This is a genomic window from Rhodococcus sp. HM1 (assembly GCF_023218075.1).
In the GTDB taxonomy this organism is placed as follows: domain Bacteria; phylum Actinomycetota; class Actinomycetes; order Mycobacteriales; family Mycobacteriaceae; genus Rhodococcus.
This window is the reverse complement of the sequence record NZ_JALPTB010000004.1, coordinates 35,702-55,059: the sequence shown is the minus strand read 5'-3', so window position 1 is coordinate 55,059 and position 19,358 is coordinate 35,702. Positions and strand designations below refer to the sequence as shown.

19 protein-coding genes are annotated in these 19,358 nt (G+C 69.7%); 14 read left to right on the top strand and 5 right to left on the bottom strand.

Translation table 11 applies throughout. The features are described 5' to 3' along the window. Nucleotide 1 precedes the first annotated feature (1 nt). From nuoI to holA, 9 genes are all read left to right on the top strand, one after another. Nucleotides 2-535 (top strand): NADH-quinone oxidoreductase subunit NuoI, encoded by a 534-nt coding sequence (nuoI, locus tag M1M07_RS03545; protein ID WP_197252219.1) that lies wholly within the window; start codon nt 2-4, stop codon nt 533-535. Continuing rightward, nucleotides 532-1,317: an NADH-quinone oxidoreductase subunit J gene (locus tag M1M07_RS03540; RefSeq protein ID WP_197252196.1), complete on the top strand. Its 786-nt coding sequence runs from the start codon at nt 532-534 to the stop codon at nt 1,315-1,317. The genes nuoI and M1M07_RS03540 overlap by 4 nt, the downstream gene beginning before the upstream one ends. Continuing rightward, nucleotides 1,314-1,613, top strand: a complete 300-nt coding sequence (nuoK, locus tag M1M07_RS03535) for an NADH-quinone oxidoreductase subunit NuoK (protein WP_197252195.1) — start codon at nt 1,314-1,316, stop codon at nt 1,611-1,613. Before M1M07_RS03540 ends, nuoK begins: the two co-directional genes overlap by 4 nt. 48 nt (nt 1,614-1,661) lie before the next feature. Then, nucleotides 1,662-3,575, top strand: coding sequence for an NADH-quinone oxidoreductase subunit L (gene nuoL / locus M1M07_RS03530; protein WP_248673319.1), 1,914 nt, complete (start codon nt 1,662-1,664; stop codon nt 3,573-3,575). Nucleotides 3,576-3,582: 7 nt separating this feature from the next. Then, nucleotides 3,583-5,220 (top strand): NADH-quinone oxidoreductase subunit M, encoded by a 1,638-nt coding sequence (locus M1M07_RS03525; protein ID WP_248673318.1) that lies wholly within the window; start codon nt 3,583-3,585, stop codon nt 5,218-5,220. Beyond that, entirely contained in the window at nt 5,217-6,797 is a 1,581-nt protein-coding gene (gene nuoN / locus M1M07_RS03520; protein WP_248673317.1) for an NADH-quinone oxidoreductase subunit NuoN, read from the top strand. Before M1M07_RS03525 ends, nuoN begins: the two co-directional genes overlap by 4 nt. A gap of 97 nt (nt 6,798-6,894) precedes the next feature. Further along, nucleotides 6,895-7,755, top strand: coding sequence for a ComEA family DNA-binding protein (locus tag M1M07_RS03515; protein WP_248673316.1), 861 nt, complete (start codon nt 6,895-6,897; stop codon nt 7,753-7,755). Further along, nucleotides 7,752-10,100 (top strand): DNA internalization-related competence protein ComEC/Rec2, encoded by a 2,349-nt coding sequence (locus M1M07_RS03510; protein WP_248673315.1) that lies wholly within the window; start codon nt 7,752-7,754, stop codon nt 10,098-10,100. Before M1M07_RS03515 ends, M1M07_RS03510 begins: the two co-directional genes overlap by 4 nt. Then, nucleotides 10,097-11,059 (top strand): DNA polymerase III subunit delta, encoded by a 963-nt coding sequence (gene holA / locus M1M07_RS03505; protein ID WP_197252191.1) that lies wholly within the window; start codon nt 10,097-10,099, stop codon nt 11,057-11,059. The genes M1M07_RS03510 and holA overlap by 4 nt, the downstream gene beginning before the upstream one ends. A gap of 94 nt (nt 11,060-11,153) precedes the next feature. Here the strand turns inward: holA and rpsT are convergent, their stop codons facing one another. After that, on the bottom strand, nt 11,154-11,414 hold the full coding sequence (gene rpsT, locus M1M07_RS03500; RefSeq protein WP_197252190.1) for a 30S ribosomal protein S20: 261 nt from the start codon (nt 11,412-11,414) through the stop codon (nt 11,154-11,156). A gap of 335 nt (nt 11,415-11,749) precedes the next feature. On the opposite strand from rpsT, the gene M1M07_RS03495 reads away from it, so the two are divergent. From M1M07_RS03495 to M1M07_RS03480, 4 genes are all read left to right on the top strand, one after another. Then, a complete protein-coding gene (locus M1M07_RS03495; protein WP_231610515.1) occupies nt 11,750-13,276 on the top strand; it encodes a circularly permuted type 2 ATP-grasp protein in 1,527 nt (508 codons plus the stop codon). Continuing rightward, the gene (locus tag M1M07_RS03490) at nt 13,276-14,247 is read left to right on the top strand and encodes an alpha-E domain-containing protein (protein WP_248673314.1); all 972 of its coding nucleotides are present in this window, start codon (nt 13,276-13,278) and stop codon (nt 14,245-14,247) included. Before M1M07_RS03495 ends, M1M07_RS03490 begins: the two co-directional genes overlap by 1 nt. An 8-nt stretch (nt 14,248-14,255) precedes the next feature. Further along, nucleotides 14,256-15,086: a transglutaminase family protein gene (locus M1M07_RS03485; protein ID WP_197252217.1), complete on the top strand. Its 831-nt coding sequence runs from the start codon at nt 14,256-14,258 to the stop codon at nt 15,084-15,086. Nucleotides 15,087-15,158: 72 nt separating this feature from the next. Beyond that, complete coding sequence (locus M1M07_RS03480; RefSeq protein ID WP_197252188.1) at nt 15,159-15,941, top strand: aquaporin; 783 nt, start codon at nt 15,159-15,161, stop codon at nt 15,939-15,941. A gap of 31 nt (nt 15,942-15,972) precedes the next feature. Here M1M07_RS03480 and M1M07_RS03475 read toward each other — a convergent pair whose 3' ends face one another. Both M1M07_RS03475 and M1M07_RS03470 read right to left on the bottom strand, forming a co-directional pair. Beyond that, a complete protein-coding gene (locus M1M07_RS03475; RefSeq protein WP_197252187.1) occupies nt 15,973-16,563 on the bottom strand; it encodes a type II toxin-antitoxin system PemK/MazF family toxin in 591 nt (196 codons plus the stop codon). A 48-nt stretch (nt 16,564-16,611) separates the two neighbouring features. After that, the gene (locus M1M07_RS03470; RefSeq protein ID WP_197252186.1) at nt 16,612-16,956 is read right to left on the bottom strand and encodes a hypothetical protein; all 345 of its coding nucleotides are present in this window, start codon (nt 16,954-16,956) and stop codon (nt 16,612-16,614) included. 78 nt (nt 16,957-17,034) lie between these two features. Here M1M07_RS03470 and M1M07_RS03465 point away from each other — a divergent pair, with 78 nt between their 5' ends. Beyond that, nucleotides 17,035-17,328, top strand: coding sequence for an antibiotic biosynthesis monooxygenase (locus tag M1M07_RS03465; RefSeq protein WP_197252185.1), 294 nt, complete (start codon nt 17,035-17,037; stop codon nt 17,326-17,328). Nucleotides 17,329-17,418: 90 nt separating this feature from the next. Here M1M07_RS03465 and M1M07_RS03460 read toward each other — a convergent pair whose 3' ends face one another. Beyond that, nucleotides 17,419-18,114 carry an SDR family oxidoreductase gene (locus M1M07_RS03460; protein WP_197252184.1) on the bottom strand — a complete coding sequence of 232 codons (696 nt, stop codon included), beginning with the start codon at nt 18,112-18,114 and terminating at the stop codon, nt 17,419-17,421. Nucleotides 18,115-18,133: 19 nt separating this feature from the next. Further along, nucleotides 18,134-19,303 carry a thiolase family protein gene (locus M1M07_RS03455; RefSeq protein ID WP_197252183.1) on the bottom strand — a complete coding sequence of 390 codons (1,170 nt, stop codon included), beginning with the start codon at nt 19,301-19,303 and terminating at the stop codon, nt 18,134-18,136. Nucleotides 19,304-19,358 lie beyond the last annotated feature (55 nt).

Below are 19,358 nucleotides of genomic sequence, written 5' to 3'. Positions count from 1 at the left end.
GATGCCCGAATTCCTCGATCCCATCGCCGGTTTCGGCACCACCTTCGCGGCGATGTTCAAGAAGCCGATCACCGAGCAGTATCCCGAGCAGAAACGGCCGCCGGCGCCCGGGTATCACGGCCGCCACCAGCTGAACCGGCATCCAGACGGCCTCGAGAAGTGCATCGGCTGCGAACTGTGCGCGTGGGCGTGCCCGGCCGACGCGATCTACGTGGAAGCGGCGGACAACACCGAGGCCGAACGGTATTCGCCGGGAGAGCGGTACGGCCGGGTCTACCAGATCAACTATCTGCGCTGCATCGGCTGTGGACTGTGCGTCGAGGCGTGCCCGACGCGCGCGCTGACGATGACCGCCGAATACGAGATGGCCGACGACAACCGGGCCGATCTCATCTACGACCGGTCGCGGCTGCTGGCGCCGCTGCAACCCGGGATGGAAGCGCCGCCGCACGCGATGTATCCGGGCGCCACCGAGGAGGACTACTACCGGGGCCTCGTGCCGGGTGCTGCGCCGAAAGAGGGGTCGGAACAATGAACACCCTCACGGTCCTGGCCCAGGACGTCGTCGAGCGCACGTCCACCGGTGAAGCGGTGCAGTTCTGGATTCTCGCCGTCGTCGCGGTGATCGGTGCGATCGGGGTGGTCGTCTCGAGCAAGGCTGTGTACTCGGCGATCTTCCTGGCGCTGACCATGATCGTGCTGGCCGCCTTCTACATCGCCCAGGACGCCCAGTTCCTCGGTGTCGTCCAGATCGTCGTGTACACCGGCGCCGTCATGATGCTGTTCCTGTTCGTGGTGATGCTCGTCGGCGTCGACGCGTCCGAATCGTTCACCGAAACCCTTCGCGGGCACCGCATCGCGGCGGTCGTGGCGGGAATCGGGTTCGGGGTGCTGATCATCGGGTTCCTCGCCGACTCCGAGCTGCCGCCGTTCGCGGGTCTGGTGGACGCCGGTGACGGGCACGTCGCGGGTCTCGCGGAACTGCTGTTCGTGCGGTACGTGTGGGCGTTCGAACTCACCGGAGCGCTGCTCGTCACCGCGACCATCGGTGCGATGGTGCTCACGCATCGCGAACGGACCGGTGAGCGTCTCGGTCAGAAGGAACTGGCCCGCAGGCGGTTCCGGGAGTGGGGTGCAGCGGGGGAGTCGGAGGTGCGGGTGACGCCGCTGCCGAGTCCCGGGGTGTACGCGCGGCGCAACGCCGTCGACGTTCCGGCCCGACTGCCGGACGGCAGCTATTCGCCACTGTCGGTGAGCCGGGTACTCGAGGCCCGGGGCGCGATCGTCGAGAGGCCGGACGAGGAGGAGACCCGATGAATCCGGCGAACTACCTGTACCTTTCCGCATTGCTGTTCACCATCGGCGCCGCGGGTGTTCTCGTGCGGCGCAACGCCCTGATCGTGTTCATGTGCGTCGAGCTCATGCTCAACGCCGTGAACCTGTCGTTCGTGACGTTCGCGCGGATGCACGGAAATCTCGACGGGCAGGTGTTCGCGTTCTTCACGATGGTCGTCGCCGCCGCCGAGGTGGTGGTCGGCCTCGCGATCATCATGACGATCTTCCGCACCCGCCGTTCGGTGTCGGTCGACGACAACAACCTGCTCAAGCACTGAGCCTGCCGAGAGAACTGAGTTTTCCGAGAGCACTGGGAGGAGACCGGGATGGGCGGAACCTCGGCCGTGTGGCTTCTGCCGGCGTTGCCGCTCGCCGGCGCCGCGGTACTGCTGCTGACCGGCCGGCGCAGCGACACGTGGGGACATCTGGTCGGATGCGCGACCGCGCTGGTCTCGTTCGGGCTGGCAGTGGTGCTGTTCGTGCAGATGCTCGGGCGCGCCGCCGACGACCGGGCCGTGCAGCAGGACCTGTTCTCGTGGGTACCCGTCGGCGAGCTGCAGATCGACTTCGGCCTGCAACTGGACCAGTTGTCGATGTGCTTCGTGCTGCTCATCACCGGTGTCGGGTCGTTGATCCACATCTATTCGGTCGGGTACATGGCGCACGGCCCGGACCCGTCGGGCAACACCGCGGGACGGGCACCCGGACGGCGGTTGTTCTTCGCGTACCTCAACCTGTTCCTCGCGGCGATGCTGGTGCTGGTGCTTGCCGACAACTATCTCGGCCTGTACCTCGGATGGGAGGGTGTCGGTCTCGCGTCGTATCTGCTCATCGGGTTCTGGCAGTACAAGCCGACCGCGGCGACCGCGGCGAAGAAGGCGTTCGTCGTCAACCGGGTCGGTGACACGGGCCTGGCCGTCGCCATGATGATCATGTTCTCCTCGTTCGGCTCGATCGGGTTCGCCGACGTCTTCGCCGCGGTTCCGGGTGCGAGCGAAACGGTCTCGACCGCGATCGGCCTGACCTTGCTCCTGGCGGCATGCGGCAAGTCCGCGCAGGTGCCGTTGCAGGCGTGGCTCGGGGACGCGATGGAAGGCCCGACCCCGGTGTCCGCACTGATCCACGCGGCGACGATGGTCACCGCCGGTGTCTACCTCATCGTGCGGTCCGGCCCGATCTTCGACGTCGCGCCGGGCGCGCAACTGGGCGTGGTGATCGTCGGGGCCGTGACCCTGCTGTTCGGCGCGATCATCGGCTGCGCGAAGGACGACATCAAGAAGGCGCTGGCGGCGTCGACGATGAGCCAGATCGGCTACATGGTGCTCGCCGCGGGCCTCGGTCCGGCCGGTTACGCGTTCGCGATCATGCACCTGCTCACGCACGGTTTCTTCAAGGCCGGGTTGTTCCTCGGCGCCGGTTCGGTGATGCACGGCATGAACGACGAGACCGACATGCGCCGCTTCGGCGGCCTGCGCACGGTCATGCCGATCACCTACGTCACGTTCGGTCTCGCGTATCTGGCGATCATCGGGATCCCGCCGTTCGCGGGCTTCTTCTCCAAGGATCTGATCATCGAGGCGGCGTTCGGATCCGGCGGCGCCGAAGGATTCGTCCTCGGCGCGGCCGCGCTGCTCGGCGCCGGCATCACCGCGTTCTACATGACCCGCGTGATGCTCATGACGTTCTTCGGGCGGCGGCGGTGGGCGGAGGACGCGCATCCGCACGAATCACCCGGGGTGATGACCGTGCCGATGGTGGTGCTGGCGATCGGCTCGGTCGCCGGGGGCGCGCTGCTGGCCTACGGTGGGGCGCTGGTGAACTGGCTCGAACCGGTCGTGGGGGAAGAGCACGGTGAACTGCCGGTCCCGGTGTGGGTGCTCACCGTCGTGACCCTCGCGGTGGTGCTCGTCGGTGTCGCGATCGCCTACCGGCAGTATGCGATCCGCGAGATCCCGGTCGATGCACCGGACGAGGTGTCCGCCCTGACCCGTGCCGCGCGCCGCGACCTGTACGGGGACGCGGTCAACGAAGCGGTGTTCATGCGACCCGGACAGCACGCGACCCGCGCCCTCGTCGAGGTCGACGACCGTGCCGTCGACGGTGCCGTCGGTGGGGTCGCCGTGCTGATCGGGGCCGCGTCGGCGCGGCTGCGCACGCTGCAGACCGGATTCTCCCGGTCCTATGCCCTGTCCATGCTGGTAGGCGCGGCCCTCGTGGTCGCCACGATGGTGCTCTGGTGAGGATGCGATGAACCAGTTCCCGTGGCTGAGCGCGTTGTGGCTGGTGCCGGCGATCGGCGCGCTGCTCGTGTGGACGGTGCCGGCGCGCCGGCCCGACCTTGCCAAGGCCGGTGCCCTCGTCGTGTCGCTGGTGGTCGCGGTGCTCGCGATCGTCGTGGCGGTGCGGTTCGAACCCGGGGGAGCGCAGTACCAGTTCGTGGAATCGCACCGGTGGATCCCGTCTTTCGGTGCCGGATACACGCTCGGGGTCGACGGCATCGCGCTGGTGCTGGTCCTGCTCACCGCGGTGCTGGTGCCGTTGCTGCTGCTGGCCGGATGGAACGACACCCGGGACGCCGTGGTGCGGAACGGCATCGGGGGCAAGCGGCCGCACGCGTACGTCGCGCTGATCCTGGTGGTCGAGGCGATGGTGCTGCTGGCCTTCACCGCACTCGACATCCTGCTGTTCTACGTGTTCTTCGAGGCGATGCTCATCCCGATGTACTTCCTCATCGGCGGGTTCGGCCGGGCGCAGGACCGGGCCGCCCGCTCCGCCGCGGCGGTGAAGTTCCTGCTCTACAACCTGTTCGGCGGCCTCATGATGCTCGCCGCGGTCATCGGTCTGTACATCCTGACCGTCGACCAGGAAGTGGGGACGTTCGACTTCCGGGAGGTTGTCGCGCTGGCGACGGCCGGCGAACTCGGTGCCTCCCCGGGGCTGCTGAACGCGCTGTTCCTCGGATTCATGTTCGCGTTCGCGGTCAAGGCGCCGCTGTGGCCGTTCCACAGCTGGCTGCCCGGCGCCGCCGTCGAAGCGACACCGACGAACGCCGTGCTGATGATGGCGATCGTCGACAAGGTCGGCACGTTCGCGATGATCCGGTACTGCCTGCAGCTGTTTCCCGAGGCGTCGGCGACGTTCGCGCCGCTGATCGTCACCCTGTCGGTGATCGGCATCCTGTACGGCGCGATCGCCGCCATCGGGCAGACCGACGTGATGCGGCTGATCGCCTACACGTCGATCTCGCACTTCGGGTTCATCGTGCTGGGCATCTTCGCGATGACCAGCCAATCCCAGACCGGATCGACGCTGTACATGGTCAACCACGGGCTCTCGACCGCGGCGTTGTTCCTCATCGCGGGATTCCTCGTCTCCCGCAGGGGTTCTCGCCTGATCGCCTCGTTCGGAGGGGTCCGCAATGTCGCCCCGATCGCGGCCGGCACGTTCCTCGTCGCCGGTCTGGCGACGCTGTCGCTGCCCGGGCTCGCCCCGTTCATCAGCGAATTCCTGGTCCTGATCGGCACATTCCCGCGCTACGGCGTCGCCGCGGTGTTCGCCACCGGCGCGCTCGTGCTCTCCGCGATCTACGTGCTGTGGCTGTACCAGCGGATGATGACCGGTCCGCTCGCCTCCGGCAACGAGGAGGTCCGCGACCTGGTGCCACGCGAACTGGTCGTCGTCGCACCGCTCGTCGCGCTGCTCATCGTGCTCGGCCTGTTCCCGAAACCCGCGCTCGATGTGATCGACCCGGCCGTGAACCACACGATGACCACGATCGGGCAGACCGACCCGGCGCCCACCGTGCCCGGCCCGGTGCTGACCGGGGCGGTGGTGGGCGCCGATCCGGAAACCGATACGCCCGAGCAGGGAGGTGAATCCGAGTGAACGAGATCAGCGCTCCGTCGATCGAATACGGTCTGCTCTCGCCGATGCTCATCGTGCTCGGTGTCGCGGTCGTGGGAGTGCTCGTCGAGGCATTCGTGCCCCGCCGGGTCCGGCACACGACGCAGTTCGTGCTCGCGATCGCCGGTCTCGTCGCGGCCTTCGTCGCGGTCGTCTCGCTCGCCGGAACCAGCAGTTCGGCGGTGCTCGGCGCGGTCGTGATCGACGGCCCGGCCCTGTTCCTGCAGGGCGCGATCCTGCTGGCCTCGATCCTTGCGGTCGGATTGATCGCGCAACGCCGTGTGGCAGTGGCGGAGGCGGTCGGGGCCGAGACGGTCACGGCCGGGGCCCGGTTCGCCGTCGACGACTTCGCGCCGCAACCCGCCGTGCCGCCGGGAAGCGCCGCCGAGCGCACGGCGGCAGGCCAAGGAATCACCACGTCCGAGGTGTTCCCGCTCGCGATGTTCGCGGTCGGCGGGATGCTGCTGTTTCCCGCATCCGACGACCTGCTCAGCATGTTCGTGGCCCTCGAGGTGCTGTCGCTGCCGCTGTATCTGCTGTGCGGCCTCGCGCGGCACCGGCGCCTGCTCTCGCAGGAAGCGGCGCTGAAATACTTTCTCCTCGGCGCCTTCTCGTCGGCGTTCTTCCTCTACGGCATGGCCATGTTGTACGGGTACGCGGGCACGGTGCGGTTGTCCGGGATCGCGGCGGCCGTCGCCGGCGGGTCCGGCGACGACACCCTCGCCCTGATCGGCGTGGCGCTGCTGGCGGTCGGGTTGCTGTTCAAAGTCGGTGCGGTGCCGTTCCAGTCGTGGATCCCCGACGTCTATCAGGGCGCCCCCACCTCGGTCACCGCGTTCATGGCGTCGGCGACGAAGATCGCGGCCTTCGGGGCGCTGCTGCGGGTGTTCTACGTCGCGGTGCCCGAGCTGAGCGCGAACTGGCAGCCGGTGCTCGGGGCCGTCGCCGTCCTGACGATGGTGGCCGCGTCGGTGATCGCGGTGACCCAGCGCGATGTCAAGAGAATGCTCGCGTACTCGTCCGTCGCTCACGTCGGTTTCGTTCTCACCGGCCTGGTCGCGGCCAACCACGCGGGCGTCGCGTCGACGATGTTCTACCTGCTCGCCTACGGGATCAGCACCGTCGGGGCGTTCGCGATCGTCGGGCTCGTCCGCGACCGCACCGGGGAAGCCGGAGATCTGTCCGCGTGGTCGGGGCTGGGCCGTCGATCCCCGGTCGCCGCAGCGGCATTCGCGCTGTTCCTGCTCGCGTTCGCCGGGATCCCGCTGACCAGTGGTTTCGTCAGCAAGTTCGCGGTGTTCGGTGCCGCGATCGAGGGCGGGGCCGCGCCGCTCGTCGTCGTCGGTGTCGTGTGCAGTGCGATCGCCGCCTACTTCTATGTGCGGGTCATCGTGCTGATGTTCTTCACCGAACCCGGCGACGACGCGGTGACGGTCGTCGCGCCGGGTGCGGTGACCGCGACGGTCGTGGCGGTGTCCGCGTTGGTGACCATCGTGCTCGGGATCGCGCCGCAGCCGGTGCTGGATCTCGCGGACCGGGCGGCTGTGTTCTTCCAGTGAGCGCGGGGTTGTCCACAGGCGCCGGATTCATCCACAGATTCGCCGGATCCTGCGTCGGCGGGTCTCGCGTCGATCCCCGGATGGTTACCGTCGCGGCATGGGGAGCGGCGACGAGGGGGAACGGGTCCGGTCCCGGCTGGACGCGATCGCCCGTGCCGCCGGTGACTACGGGGCCGACGGTGATTACAGGGCTGCCGGTGACGATGGGGAAGAGTCACCGGTCGGCGAGTCGGAACCGCTGCGGCTGATCGACCGATTGCGCGCGGCACGCTGGCAGACGGGCAACGGCGGGACCGCGGCGCTCGGCGTGGTCGGCATCGTCGCGGCACTCGTCGCGTTCGTCGTTGTGTGGCGTGATCAGCCTGTGCCGCAAGCGGTTCCACCGCTTCCTTCGGTGTCGACCGCGTCCGAGCCGCTCGTTTCCGCGCCGAGCGGCGCGGCAGCGGCGCCGGACACGGCCGAGCCCGAAGAACTCGTCGTCAGCGTCGTCGGGTTGGTCGCCGCACCGGGGCTCGTGACGTTGGCGCCCGGTACGCGGGTCGCGGATGCGCTGACTGCCGCCGGGGGAGCGTTGCCGGGCGCCGATCTTACGGGCATCAATCTGGCGCAGCGCGTCGCCGACGGCGACCAGATCGTCGTCGGTGCCGCGCCGCCGGATCCGCCGCCTCCCGCGAGCAGCGTGTCGAGCGTCGGAACCGGTGCGGGATCACGGGCCTCGGCACCGGGAGGCGCGGCATCGGGAGGCACGGCATCGGGAGGTGCGGCGGGACCGGTGAATCTGAACACCGCCGACGAAGCGCTGCTCGACGCGTTGCCCGGGGTGGGTCCGGTGACCGCCGCGGCCATCATCGCCTGGCGCGACGAGAACGGGCCGTTCACGGATGTCGAGCAACTCGGCGAGGTCGACGGCATCGGCCCGTCCCGGCTCGCGCGACTGCGCACGCTGGTCACGGTGTGAACAGCGACCGGACCGCTACGCGGCTCGATGCCCGGCTCGTTCCGTGCGCGGCCGCGGCATGGGCCGTCACGCTGCTCGGTCTGTACGCGGGTAGCCGGGCGGCCCTGGCCGGCACCGTGATCGCCGTGCTGCTCGCCGGGGTCGCCGCGTTCGCCCGCGCACGCGGATCGAGACGGGTCCGCGTGGTCGCGGGACCGCTCCTGGCAGCGTTGCTGATCGGCGCCGGCTACGGCGTCGCCGTCGGGGTGCGTGCCGCAGCCGCCGAGACGCATCCGCTCGCGACCGCGGCGCCGCGCGGAGCGAGCATCACCGCCGAGGTGGTGGTCGACGACGATCCGAAATCGATGCGGCAGAACGCTTTCGGCGGGGAGCCGCAGGTGCGTATCCCGGCGTCGTTGCGGTCCGCACAGATCGGACGCGAGCGCGTCGAGGCGGGCGGCTCGGTCGTGCTGTTCGCGGCGGCCGAAACCTGGTCGGAACTGGTTCCGGGACAACGCATCACGGTGCGCGGCACGCTCGCCGTCGCGGACGGGCCGGGACTCGTGGCCGCGCTGCTGCGGGCCCAGGGACCACCGCGCGCGGTCGCGCCGCCGCCGCTGCATCAGCGGTGGGCCGCGACCGTCCGGGAAGGGCTCGCGTCCGCGGCGCAGGCCGTGCTGTCACCCGATGCCGCCGGGCTGCTGCCGGGACTGATCGTCGGGGACACCTCGAACCTGCCGGACGACGTGCGCGAGGAGTTCCGGGTCGCGGGTCTGACCCATCTGACCGCGGTGTCCGGGGCGAACGTGAGCATCGTGCTCGGCGCGGTGCTGCTGCTCGTGCGGGCACTCGGAATCGGACCGCGCACGGGTACCGTCCTCGCCGCCCTGGCACTCGTCGCGTTCGTCGTCGTGGTACGGCCGTCACCGAGTGTGCTGCGCGCCGCCGCGATGGGATCGGTCGCGCTGCTCGCACTGGTGGTGGGACGACGCAGGCAGGCGATGCCGGCGCTCGCCGCGTCCATCGGGATGTTGCTGATCGTCGCACCGGAGCTCGCAGCCGACGCCGGTTTCGCGCTGTCGGTCGTCGCGACGGCCGGACTGATCGCGGTGGCGCCGGGATGGGTGACGCGCATGCGGGCCCGCGGCATCCCGCGGGCCCTCGCAGAGGTGTGTGCGGTGTCCGCGGCGGCGTTCGTCGTCACCGCCCCGATCGTCGCGGCCCTGTCCGGCTCGGTGAGCGTGGTGGCGGTCGTCGCGAATGTGCTGGTGGCGCCGGTGCTTCCGCCGCTCACCGTGCTCGGGTCCCTGGTCGTCCTGTGCGGCGCGGTGTGGTCGCCGGGGGCGGAACTGCTCGCGCGCGGCGCCGCCCCGATGTTGTGGTGGCTGCTCGAAGTGGCCGACCGCGCGGCCGCGTTGCCCACCGCCGAACTGACGGTGCCGGCGGGTGCGGCCGGTGCCGTGACCGTCGTTGCGGCCATCGTGTGCGGTTGGGTGGTGGCACGGCACCGCCGGCTGAGGAGGATCGTCGCGGTCGCGGCACTGGCCGCGGCGGCCGTGTGTGTGCCGGTGTGGATCGGCCGGCCGGGCTGGCCCGGGACGGGGTGGGTGCTCGTCGCGTGCGATGTGGGACAGGGTGACAGTTTCGTGCTGTCCACCGGCGACGGCGGCGCGATCGTCGTGGACACCGGACCGGACGCGACGGCCGTGGACAGGTGCCTGCGCCGGCTGCGGGTGACTCGCATCCCGATGCTGATGATCACCCATCTGCATGCCGATCACGTCGGCGGTCTCGACGGTGTGCTCGCGGATCGGTCGGTGGCGGTCGTCGTCACGGGTCCGGGCGCGACCTCGCGCCCCGGCGGTGCCGACCTGGTCGCGACCGCGCGGCGGTTCTCGGTGCAGACCCGGGAAATCCATCGGGGGGAGGTGTTCACGATCGGGACGATCACCCTCCGGGTGCTCGGCGACGGCCCGGGCGGTGGTGAGGAGAACGACCGGTCGCTGGTCGCGCGGGCCGACACCCCGATCGGGTCGGTGCTGCTGACCGGCGATGCCGAAGCGGGTGCGCAGGAGGCACTCCTCCGCTCGGGCGCCGAGGTGCGGGCCGACGTGCTCAAGGTTCCGCATCACGGTTCGCGGACGTCGTCGTCGCGGTTCCTTGCGGAGGTGCGTCCCCGCGTCGCGTTGGTCGGGGCCGGACGCGACAACCCGTTCGGGCACCCGCACCCGGAGATTCTGTCGAGTCTGCAGGAACTGGGCACACGCGTACTGACCACCGGCGCGCTGGGGGACATCGCGGTGGTACGGGCCGGGTCCGGGGCCCTTGCCGTCGTGTCCGACCACCGTGGCACGATCGGTCCGTGAGCGCGACGCAACTGCACCTGGTCCTGGGCGACGAAGAACTGCTCGTCGAACGCGCGGTCGCCGGGATCGTCGCCGGAGTACGCGAAACCAGCGGCGCGGGCGCCCAGTTGCCGGTGTCCCGGCTGCGTGCGGGCGATGCCGGTGCCGCCGAACTCGCGGAACTGCTGAGTCCGTCGCTGTTCGCCGAGGACCGCGTGGTGGTGCTCGAAGCCGCCGCCGAGGCCGGCAAGGACGCGGTCGCGTTGATCCTCGACGCGGCGGCCGCGCCACCCGAGGGCGTCACGCTGGTGATCCTGCACAGCGGCGGCGGCCGGGCCAAGGCGATGGTGGGGTCGCTGCAGAAGTGCGGCGCCGAGGTCCACGAATGCGCGAAGGTCACCAAGGCGAGCGAACGTGTCGACTTCGTGCGCGCCGAGTTCCGGGCCGCCGGGGTGCGCGTGGCGCCCGACGTCGTGCAGATGGTGATCGACGCGGTGGGCTCGGATCTGCGGGAGCTCGCCGCCGCGTGCAGCCAGTTGTGCGCGGACACCGGCGGGAAGGTCGATGTGACCGCGGTGAATCGGTACTACTCCGGCAAGGCGGAGGTCACCGGGTTCGAGGTGGCCGAGAAGGCCGTCGCGGGGGACACGGCCGGCGCGCTCGAGGCGTTGCGCTGGGCGATGCACCGCGGTGTCGCGCACGTGCTGCTGGCCGACGCGCTGGCCGACGCGGTGCACACCATCGCGCGGGTCGGGTCCGCCGGGCGCGGTGATCCGTTCAAGATGGCGTCGGATCTGGGTATGCCGCCGTGGAAGGTGAAGAAGGCGCAGGCGCAGGCCCGCGCGTGGAATCCGGACTCGGTCGCGTCCGGACTGGCGATCGTGGCGGCCCTCAACGGTGAGGTCAAGGGCATCGCCGCCGACGCCGACTACGCGGTCGAGCGAGCGGTCCGGCGGATCGCCGCCCTGGCCGGCCGCTGATCACCGCTCCCGGTCCGGGGTCCGGGGTCCGGACGACGAAAGACCGCCCTCACGAGGAGGGCGGTCTTGTCGGAGCCAGAGCTTGCGTTCTACCTCAGAGCTGGTTGGCAACCTTCGCCAGAGCCGACTTCTTGTTGGCGGCCTGGTTCGGGTGGATGACACCCTTGCTGGCGGCCTTGTCGAGCTTGCGGCTGGTGGAGACGAGGAGTTCGACGGCCTTGTCCTTGTCGCCGGCGGCCGCGGCCTCGCGGAACGAACGGATCGCCGTGCGCAGCGAGGACTTGACCGACTGGTTGCGGAGTCGGTTGCGCTCGTTGGTGCGGATCCGCTTCACCTGGGACTTGATGTTGGCCACGCGTAAAATCCTGTCGTTTTGCTGGGTAGCTGGTCGGAAAGCTCTGGGTGCACCAATGCGCACCGACGTACGACGATACCAGCGGGCCGCCGCAATGCCAAAAAGCGGTCGCGTTCGAGGCCCGAATATTTCGTTCCCGTTCCAAATGTTTCGCAGGCGTGACAAGTTTGTTTCCGATTCCGCACCCGGGCCGGACGTGTACGAACATTTCGGACATGAGCCGCCGCAACTCCACCCTCGACGCTGCCAGAACCGGGAAACGACGTCGATCGACGACCACCGACGTCTTCGACGGCTACCCGGACGCGGCCGCCGCCGGAGCGGCGTACGACGAGATGTTCGACGCGGACGGCCGCGTGCGAGCCCCGTACCGGCGCCTCGCGAAGATCCTCGAAGCGAAGGGACCGGAGGACCTCACCGCCCGCACCGAGGCGCTCGGCCGGGCGTTCACCGACCAAGGCGTGACCTTCTCCCTGTCCGGGCAGGAACGACCGTTCCCGCTCGACCTCGTGCCGCGGGTGATCGCCGCCGCCGAATGGACCAAGATCGAGCGAGGCGTCACCCAGCGGGTGCGGGCGCTCGAGATGTTCCTCCACGACGTGTACGGCGAGCAGCACATCCTCCGCGACCGCATCGTGCCCAAACGGCTGGTGACCTCGTGTGAGCACTTCCACCGCGAAGCGGCCGGCATCGTGCCGCCGAACGGGGTGCGCATCCACGTCGCCGGGATCGACCTCATCCGCGACGAGACCGGAACCTTCCGGGTCCTCGAGGACAACCTGCGGTCCCCGTCGGGCGTGTCCTACGTCATGGAGAACCGTCGCGCGATGGCCCGGGTCGCTCCCGACCTGTTTCTCGAACACAGGGTCCGGCCCGTCGGCGAGTACGCACTGCGCCTGCTGCGCGCACTGCGTGCCGCCGCGGCCCCCAACGCCGCCGACCCCACCGTCGTGGTGCTCACCCCCGGTGTCGCGAACTCCGCCTACTTCGAACACTCCCTCCTCGCCCGGCAGATGGGCGTCGAACTCGTCGAAGGCCGCGACCTGTTCTGCCGCGACAACATCGTTTACATGCGCACCACCGAAGGTGAGCAGCAGGTCGACGTCGTCTACCGCCGCATCGACGACGACTTCCTCGACCCGATGCAGTTCCGGCCCGACTCGGTGCTCGGTGTCGCCGGCATCCTCAATGCCGCCCGCGCGGGCAACGTCGTCATCTCGAGCGCTGTCGGCAACGGCGTCGGCGACGACAAGCTGGTCTACACCTATGTGCCGGACATCATCGACTACTACCTCGGCGAGAAACCGCTGCTCCCGAACGTCGACACCCTGCGGTGCTGGCTGGACGAGGAACGTGAGGAGGTCCTCGACCGCATCGACGAACTGGTGATCAAACCGGTCGAGGGCTCCGGCGGATACGGCATCGTGTTCGGCCCCGATGCCTCCGCCGCGGAACTGAAGACCATGGCCCGCAAGATCCGGGCCGACCCGCGCAGCTGGATCGCGCAGCCCGTCGTGCAGCTGTCGACCGTCCCCACCCGGGCAGGCGAGGCGCTCGCGCCGCGGCACGTGGATCTGCGGCCCTTCGCGGTCAACGACGGTGAGGACGTGTGGGTTCTGCCGGGCGGCCTGACCCGGGTCGCCTTGCCCGAAGGGTCGCTGGTGGTCAACTCCAGCCAGGGCGGCGGCAGCAAGGACACGTGGGTGCTCGCGCCCCGCAGCTCGGGCGAGGAGAGCGAACTCGGCGGCGACCGGGTCGTCGCGGAACCGTTGCAGGTCGGATCCGTCGATCGCGGGCCGGAACTGAGCGACACCCAGCAGCAACAACAACAGCAGCAACAGCAGAACGGGAGGGGGCAGTGATGCTGGCGCGCAACGCGGAATCGCTGTTCTGGATCGGCCGCTACGTCGAGCGGGCCGACGACACGGCCCGGATCATGGACGTCGCGGTCCACCAGCTTCTCGAGGACTCGACGGTCGATCCCGACAAGACGTGCCGCCGGTTGCTGCGTGTTCTCGGGTTCGACGAGCCTGCCGGTGCCCTGGACGTGCAGTCCGTCGTCGACCTCGTGGCGTTCGGGCGCGACGGCGGCACGTCGATCGCGTCGACGATCGCCGCCGCCCGGGAAAACGCCCGCGGCGCCCGTGAGGTCACGTCCACGGAGATGTGGCAGTGTCTCAACACCACCTACAACGGTCTCGCCGAACGTGAACGCGCGTCGAAACGCCTCGGCCCGCACGAGTTCTTCCGCTACATCGAAGAACGTGCCGCGATGTTCGCGGGCCTGGCCGACAGCACCCTGTGCCGCGACGACGGCTACCGATTCCTGCTGCTGGGCCGGTCCATCGAACGCGTCGACATGACCGTGCGCCTGCTGCTGTCGCGGGCCGGCGACCGTCCGACCTCCCCGACCTGGGCGACGGTGCTGCGTTCGGCGGGCGGGCACGACACCTACCTGCGCACCTATCGGGGGGCGCTCGACGCGGGCCGCATCGTCGAGTTCATGCTGCTCGACCGGCTGTTCCCGCGCTCGGTGTTCAGCGCGATCCAGGAGGCCGAACGCTGCCTGGCCGAACTCGACTCCTCCGACAACCGGCTCGGAGCCGGGAACGCGGCGCAGCGCCTGCTCGGGCGGGCCCGCAGCGAACTCGAATTCCTCGAGCCGGGGGTGCTCGTGGAGGAACTCGCCGAGCGTCTGCTGATGCTGCAGGACATGTGCCGGCAGGTCGGTGACGCGATTGCGCGTCAGTTCTTCCACTCCGCCCCGTGGGTGGCGTGGATCGATGCGAGGGCCGTGGAACTCGACCGCGTGCCGGTGGAAGGAGAACTGTGAGCTGGCGGATGCGCGTGGTGCACACCACGGGATACGGCTACGACGGGCCGGTGACCTCGTCCTACAACGAGGCTCGTCTCACGCCGCGGTCGGACGGCCGGCAGACGGTGATCTTGTCCCGCGTCGACACCACGCCGGCGACACGGGCCTACCGCTACACCGACTACTGGGGCAGCGGGGTCACCGCCTTCGACCTGCACGCCCCGCACACCTCGCTCGACGTCACCGGCCTGTCCGTCGTCGAAACCACGGTGTCGGGACCGCCCGACACCGTGGTCGATTGGGACGAACTGCGTTCGGAACCGATCCGCGACCGGTTCGACGAACTGCTGGTGCCGACGGTGTTCGTGCCCGCGGACAAGAACCTCGCCAAGGTCGCGCGCGGCCTGGCCCGCGGACTCGACCCGGTCTCGGCGGTGTTCGCCGCCGCGCGGTGGGTGCACGAGGAGATGAACTACGTGCCGGGCTCGACCGGGGTACACACCTCGGCCGTCGAGGCGTACGCGGACCGCAGCGGCGTGTGCCAGGACTATGCGCACCTGACGCTGTTGTTGCTGCGCGCCATGGACATTCCCGCGCGGTACGTGTCGGGATACCTGCATCCGCAGGTCGACGCCGAGATCGGGGTGACCGCCGCAGGAGAGTCCCACGCGTGGATCGAGGCGTGGACCGGGGCGTGGTGGGGTTACGACCCGACCAACCTGTCGTTCATCGGTGAACAGCATGTTTCGGTCGGGGTAGGACGGGATTACGCGGACGTGCCGCCGCTCAAGGGCATCTACACCGGCGGTGGCGCCACGGCGCACGAGGTTGTTGTCGAGGTCACCCGGCTTGCGTAATGTGCCGGACGCAGGGGGAAGTCGAACCGACTCGGATCGGCCCCACGGGGCCGCGAACCTCTAGGTGGTCCCATGACGTCCCAACACGAGACAGCCCAGGAATACGTCGAGACGGAACCGTTCTCGGATGTCAAGAAGTTCGTGGCGGAAGGGATCGGCACGTTCGTGCTGGTGTTCTCCGCCGTCGGCACGGCGGTGTTCGCCGGGGCGAAGGTCGGCAATCTCGGTGTCGCGCTGGCATTCGGCCTCACGCTGCTGTTCCTCGTCTACACGATCGGCCCGATCTCGGGCTGCCACGTCAATCCCGCAGTCACCGTCGGCCAGTTGATCGTCGGCCACATCACCGCGGCGCGTGCCGTCGGCTACTGGGTCGCGCAGTTCATCGGCGGTCTGCTCGCCGGTGTGGTGATCTACACGATCGCGCAGTCGCTTCCGTCCTACGACCGGACCGTGGACGGTCTCGGTGCCAACGGCTGGGGTGCGCACAGTCCGTCGGCGATCACCGGCCCGCTCGGTGGGGTGCTGGAGGAGGGTTACGGCCTCGGCGCCACGATCCTGATCGAGGTGCTGCTCACCGCGCTGCTGGTGTTCGTGGTGCTCTCGGCCACCGATCAGGTGTCGGACGTGCTCATGGCCGGTGTCGCGATCGGTTTCACCCTCGCGGTGATCCACCTGATCGCGATCCCGATCGACAACACCTCGGTCAACCCGGCGCGCAGCCTCGCGGTCGCGCCCTACCAGGTCGGTGCGCTCGGCCAGTTGTGGGTGTTCATCGTGTTCCCGCTGATCGGCGGTGCGCTGGGCGCGCTGGTCTACCGGCTGCTGTTCGGCAACACCCGCGGCCTGCGCGCGTAACGCGCGACCGCTGTCTCGCTGCGCTCCGGCTTCACTGCCAGCCGAAGTCGGAGCGCAGGCGGGTGGCGACCGCGTCGAACCGCTTGCGGTCCAGGATCGCGCCTTCGCGCCGGATGCCTTCCTCGGGGACATCGAGAACCCGGTCGAGCCGAACCCAGCTCGGCCGGTTCTCGGCGTCCCAGGCGCCCGGTCCCAGCGCGAGCCAGTCGCGGTGCCCGTCGCGGTCGCTGTTCGACGAGAGCATCAGGCCGAGGAGCGTCGAGCCGTTGCGGCCGACGACGAGAACGGGCCGGTCCTTGCCCTGGCTCGCGTCCTCCTCGTAGGCGACCCACGTCCACACGATCTCACCGGGATCGGCGCGACCGTCGAGGTCGGGCGCATAGTCGATGCGCCGCGCCCGGTGCGCGGTGGGTGCGCTGCGCGAGGTCACCGGCCGGCCGGGTGTGGGGGCGGGCCGACGGGTCTGCGTCGAGCCGCCGAGGGCGGTGCGTGCTCTGCCCTCGGCCACGATGCGGGCCTTGTCCAAGGCACCGGATCGCTGCAGTTGCTCGAGCAGCCGAGGACCCTGCTCGACCGCCAGCTTGCCCAGTTGCTTGCCCAGTTTCTTCCACGTACCAGCCACGGTCGCCGAGCTTAGCGGCGACGAGGCGACAACGTCCGTGGCGGCAGGTCAACGGCCCTTACGGCGCGTACGGGCCTCGAGGATGCCGATGATGGCGTCGGCGAGGGGGCCGTCCTGGCCGGCGACGGCCTGCTCGAGGTCCTCGATCATGGCGGCCGTGACTCGGGTCTGTTTGAGGTGTTGGCCGGCGACGAATTCGTGGGTCATGAGTTGGGTGTCGAGGTCGTCGATCTTGGCGAGGAGCTGGTCGAGCTCGGCGACGGTGATCTCGACGGTGCCGAACTCGGCAAGCTCCCCGAGACCGGCGTCGGTGGCGCGGTGGGCCGCGAGGTCGCGGCGGGCGCGCAGGCCGGCGAGGAGGCGGTCGAAGGCGGGGGTGTCGTCGCTGTACACGGCCTCGAGCGTAGGGCCCGGAGCGGGCCGACGGTCGTTGCACACGCCCGGCGCGGTCGGGAGCACTACGCTGCGCAGGTGATCCTCGAACACGCACCGCTGCAGGTGAAACCGGGCATGTCCACCGAGTTCGAAGCAGCCTTCGCTCAGGCCCGGCAGATCATCGCCCGGATGCCCGGGTTCCGCCGGCTGAGCCTGTCCCGCTGCATCGAACGGCCCGACGCCTACCTGCTGCTCGTCGAATGGGACACCCTCGAGGACCACACCGAGGGATTCCGCGGATCGGCGGACTACCAGCAGTGGCGTCGGCTGCTGCACCACTTCTACGACCCGTTCCCGACCGTCGAACACTACGAGCAGGTCGACGCCTGACACAGAGGTGCCCGTCATGACGGTTGGTGCATCGAAATACCGGTACACCAACCGTCGTTTCGGGGTGAATCGACAGAGCGGGACGGCTCGTCAGGCGCGGGTCGGGACCCGGCCGGTGGTGGCGGTCGAGAGCACTGCCCTGAACCCGCTCGTCACCTCGTCGGCGAGCGCCTCGTCCACGCCGTCCTCGAGAGCGTCGAGGATGCGGGAGACGACGACGGCGGGGTCGGACTTGGGGACGTCGAGGTGCGCGATCATCGGGGTGTCGGTGTAGGCGAGATGAGCGCCGACCACCTGGGTTCCCTGTCCAGCCAACTCGAGCCGCAGCGCGTTCGTCAGACCCCAGAACGCGGCCTTGGACGGGCTGTACGCCCCGGGCGCCGCCAGCCAGCTCAGCACCGAGTGCACGTCGATCACGGCGCCGCCGCCGCGCCGCGCCAGGGTGGGCGCGACGGCGCGGACGAGTTCGAGCGGCCCGAAGACATTGGTCTCGAACGTGGCCCGGATCTCGTCGATCGGGGAGGTGAGCAGCGAGGGTGCACCGGTGATCCCGGCGTTGTTCACGACCACATCCACATCGGTCGCCGCGGCGGCCGCCGCCCGGATCGAATCGGGGTCGGTGACGTCGAGGTGGATCGGGACGACGCGTTCGTCGTGCCAGTCGTGATCGCGCCGCGCTGCGGCGTACACGCGGTGAGCCCCGCGAGCGAGGAACTGGCGGACGAACTCCCGGCCCAGCCCTCCGGTTGCGCCCGTGACGAGCACGGTGCGTCCTTGGATGTTCATGATTCGTTCCTTCGGTGGGTCAGAGCCGTTCGATGACGGTGGCGTTCGCCAATCCGCCTGCCTCGCACATCGTCTGGAGTCCGAAGCGGCCGCCGCGCTCATGCAGTGCGTGAATCAGCGTGGTCGTCAGGCGGGCGCCGCTGGCCCCGAGCGGGTGCCCGAGCGCGATGGCACCGCCGTGGACGTTCACCTTGTTCAGGTCTGCGCCGGTCTCCTGCGCCCAGGCGAGCACCACCGACGCGAACGCCTCGTTGACCTCGAACAGGTCGATGTCGTCGAGGGTCAGTCCGGCGCGCGCCAGCACCTTGCGGGTGGCGGGAACGACGGCGGTCAGCATCAGCAGCGGATCGTCCCCGGCGACCGCGACGCTGTGCACCCGGGCGAGCGGCGTCAGCCCGAGCTGTGCGGCCCGCTCGCTCGTGGTGACCAGCAGCGCCGCGCTGCCGTCGGTGACCTGACTGGCGTTGGCGGCCGTCACGTTCCACTCGATCTGCGGGAACCTGCGCGCCATCGCCTCGTCGAAGTAGGCGGGACGCAACCCGGCCAGGGTTTCCAGGGTGCTGCCGACGCGGATGCCTTCGTCGGTGCGAACCTCGCCGACGGGGCTGATCTCCGCGTCGAACAGCCCGTTCTTCGTGGCGGTCGCCGCCCTCGCGTGGCTGCCGAGCGCGAACTCGTCCATCTGCGTGCGGGAGATGCCCCAGCGCGCGGCGATCAGCTCGGCGCTGATGCCCTGGGGCACCAGGCCGTCGGGGTAGCATTCGGCGAACGCGACGCCGCTCGGATCGGTCGTCCCGAGCATGCTCGATCCCATCGGCACCCGGCTCATCGACTCGACCCCGGCCGCAACGGCGATGTCGTATGCGCCGGCGATCACTCCCTGTGCCGCGAAGTGCAACGCCTGTTGGCTGCTGCCGCACTGCCGGTCGACGGTGGTGGCCGGCACCGATTCCGGATACCCGGCGGCGAGTGCCGCGCGCCGGGTGACGTTGGCGCCCTGCTCGCCGACGGTGCTGACGACGCCGCCGATCACGTCGTCGATCAGGTTCGGGTCGACGCCACTGCGGTCGACGACGGCGCGGAGGCTGTGGGCCATCAGATCCACTGGGTGGACGTCGTGCAGCGCACCGGTTTCCCGGCCCCGGCCCAGGGGAGTGCGGACGGCCTCGACGATCACTGCGTCTCTCATCGGAGTCCTTCTCGTTCGTGAGCGCCGGGTCGGATCCCGGACGCTCGGTCTGCTG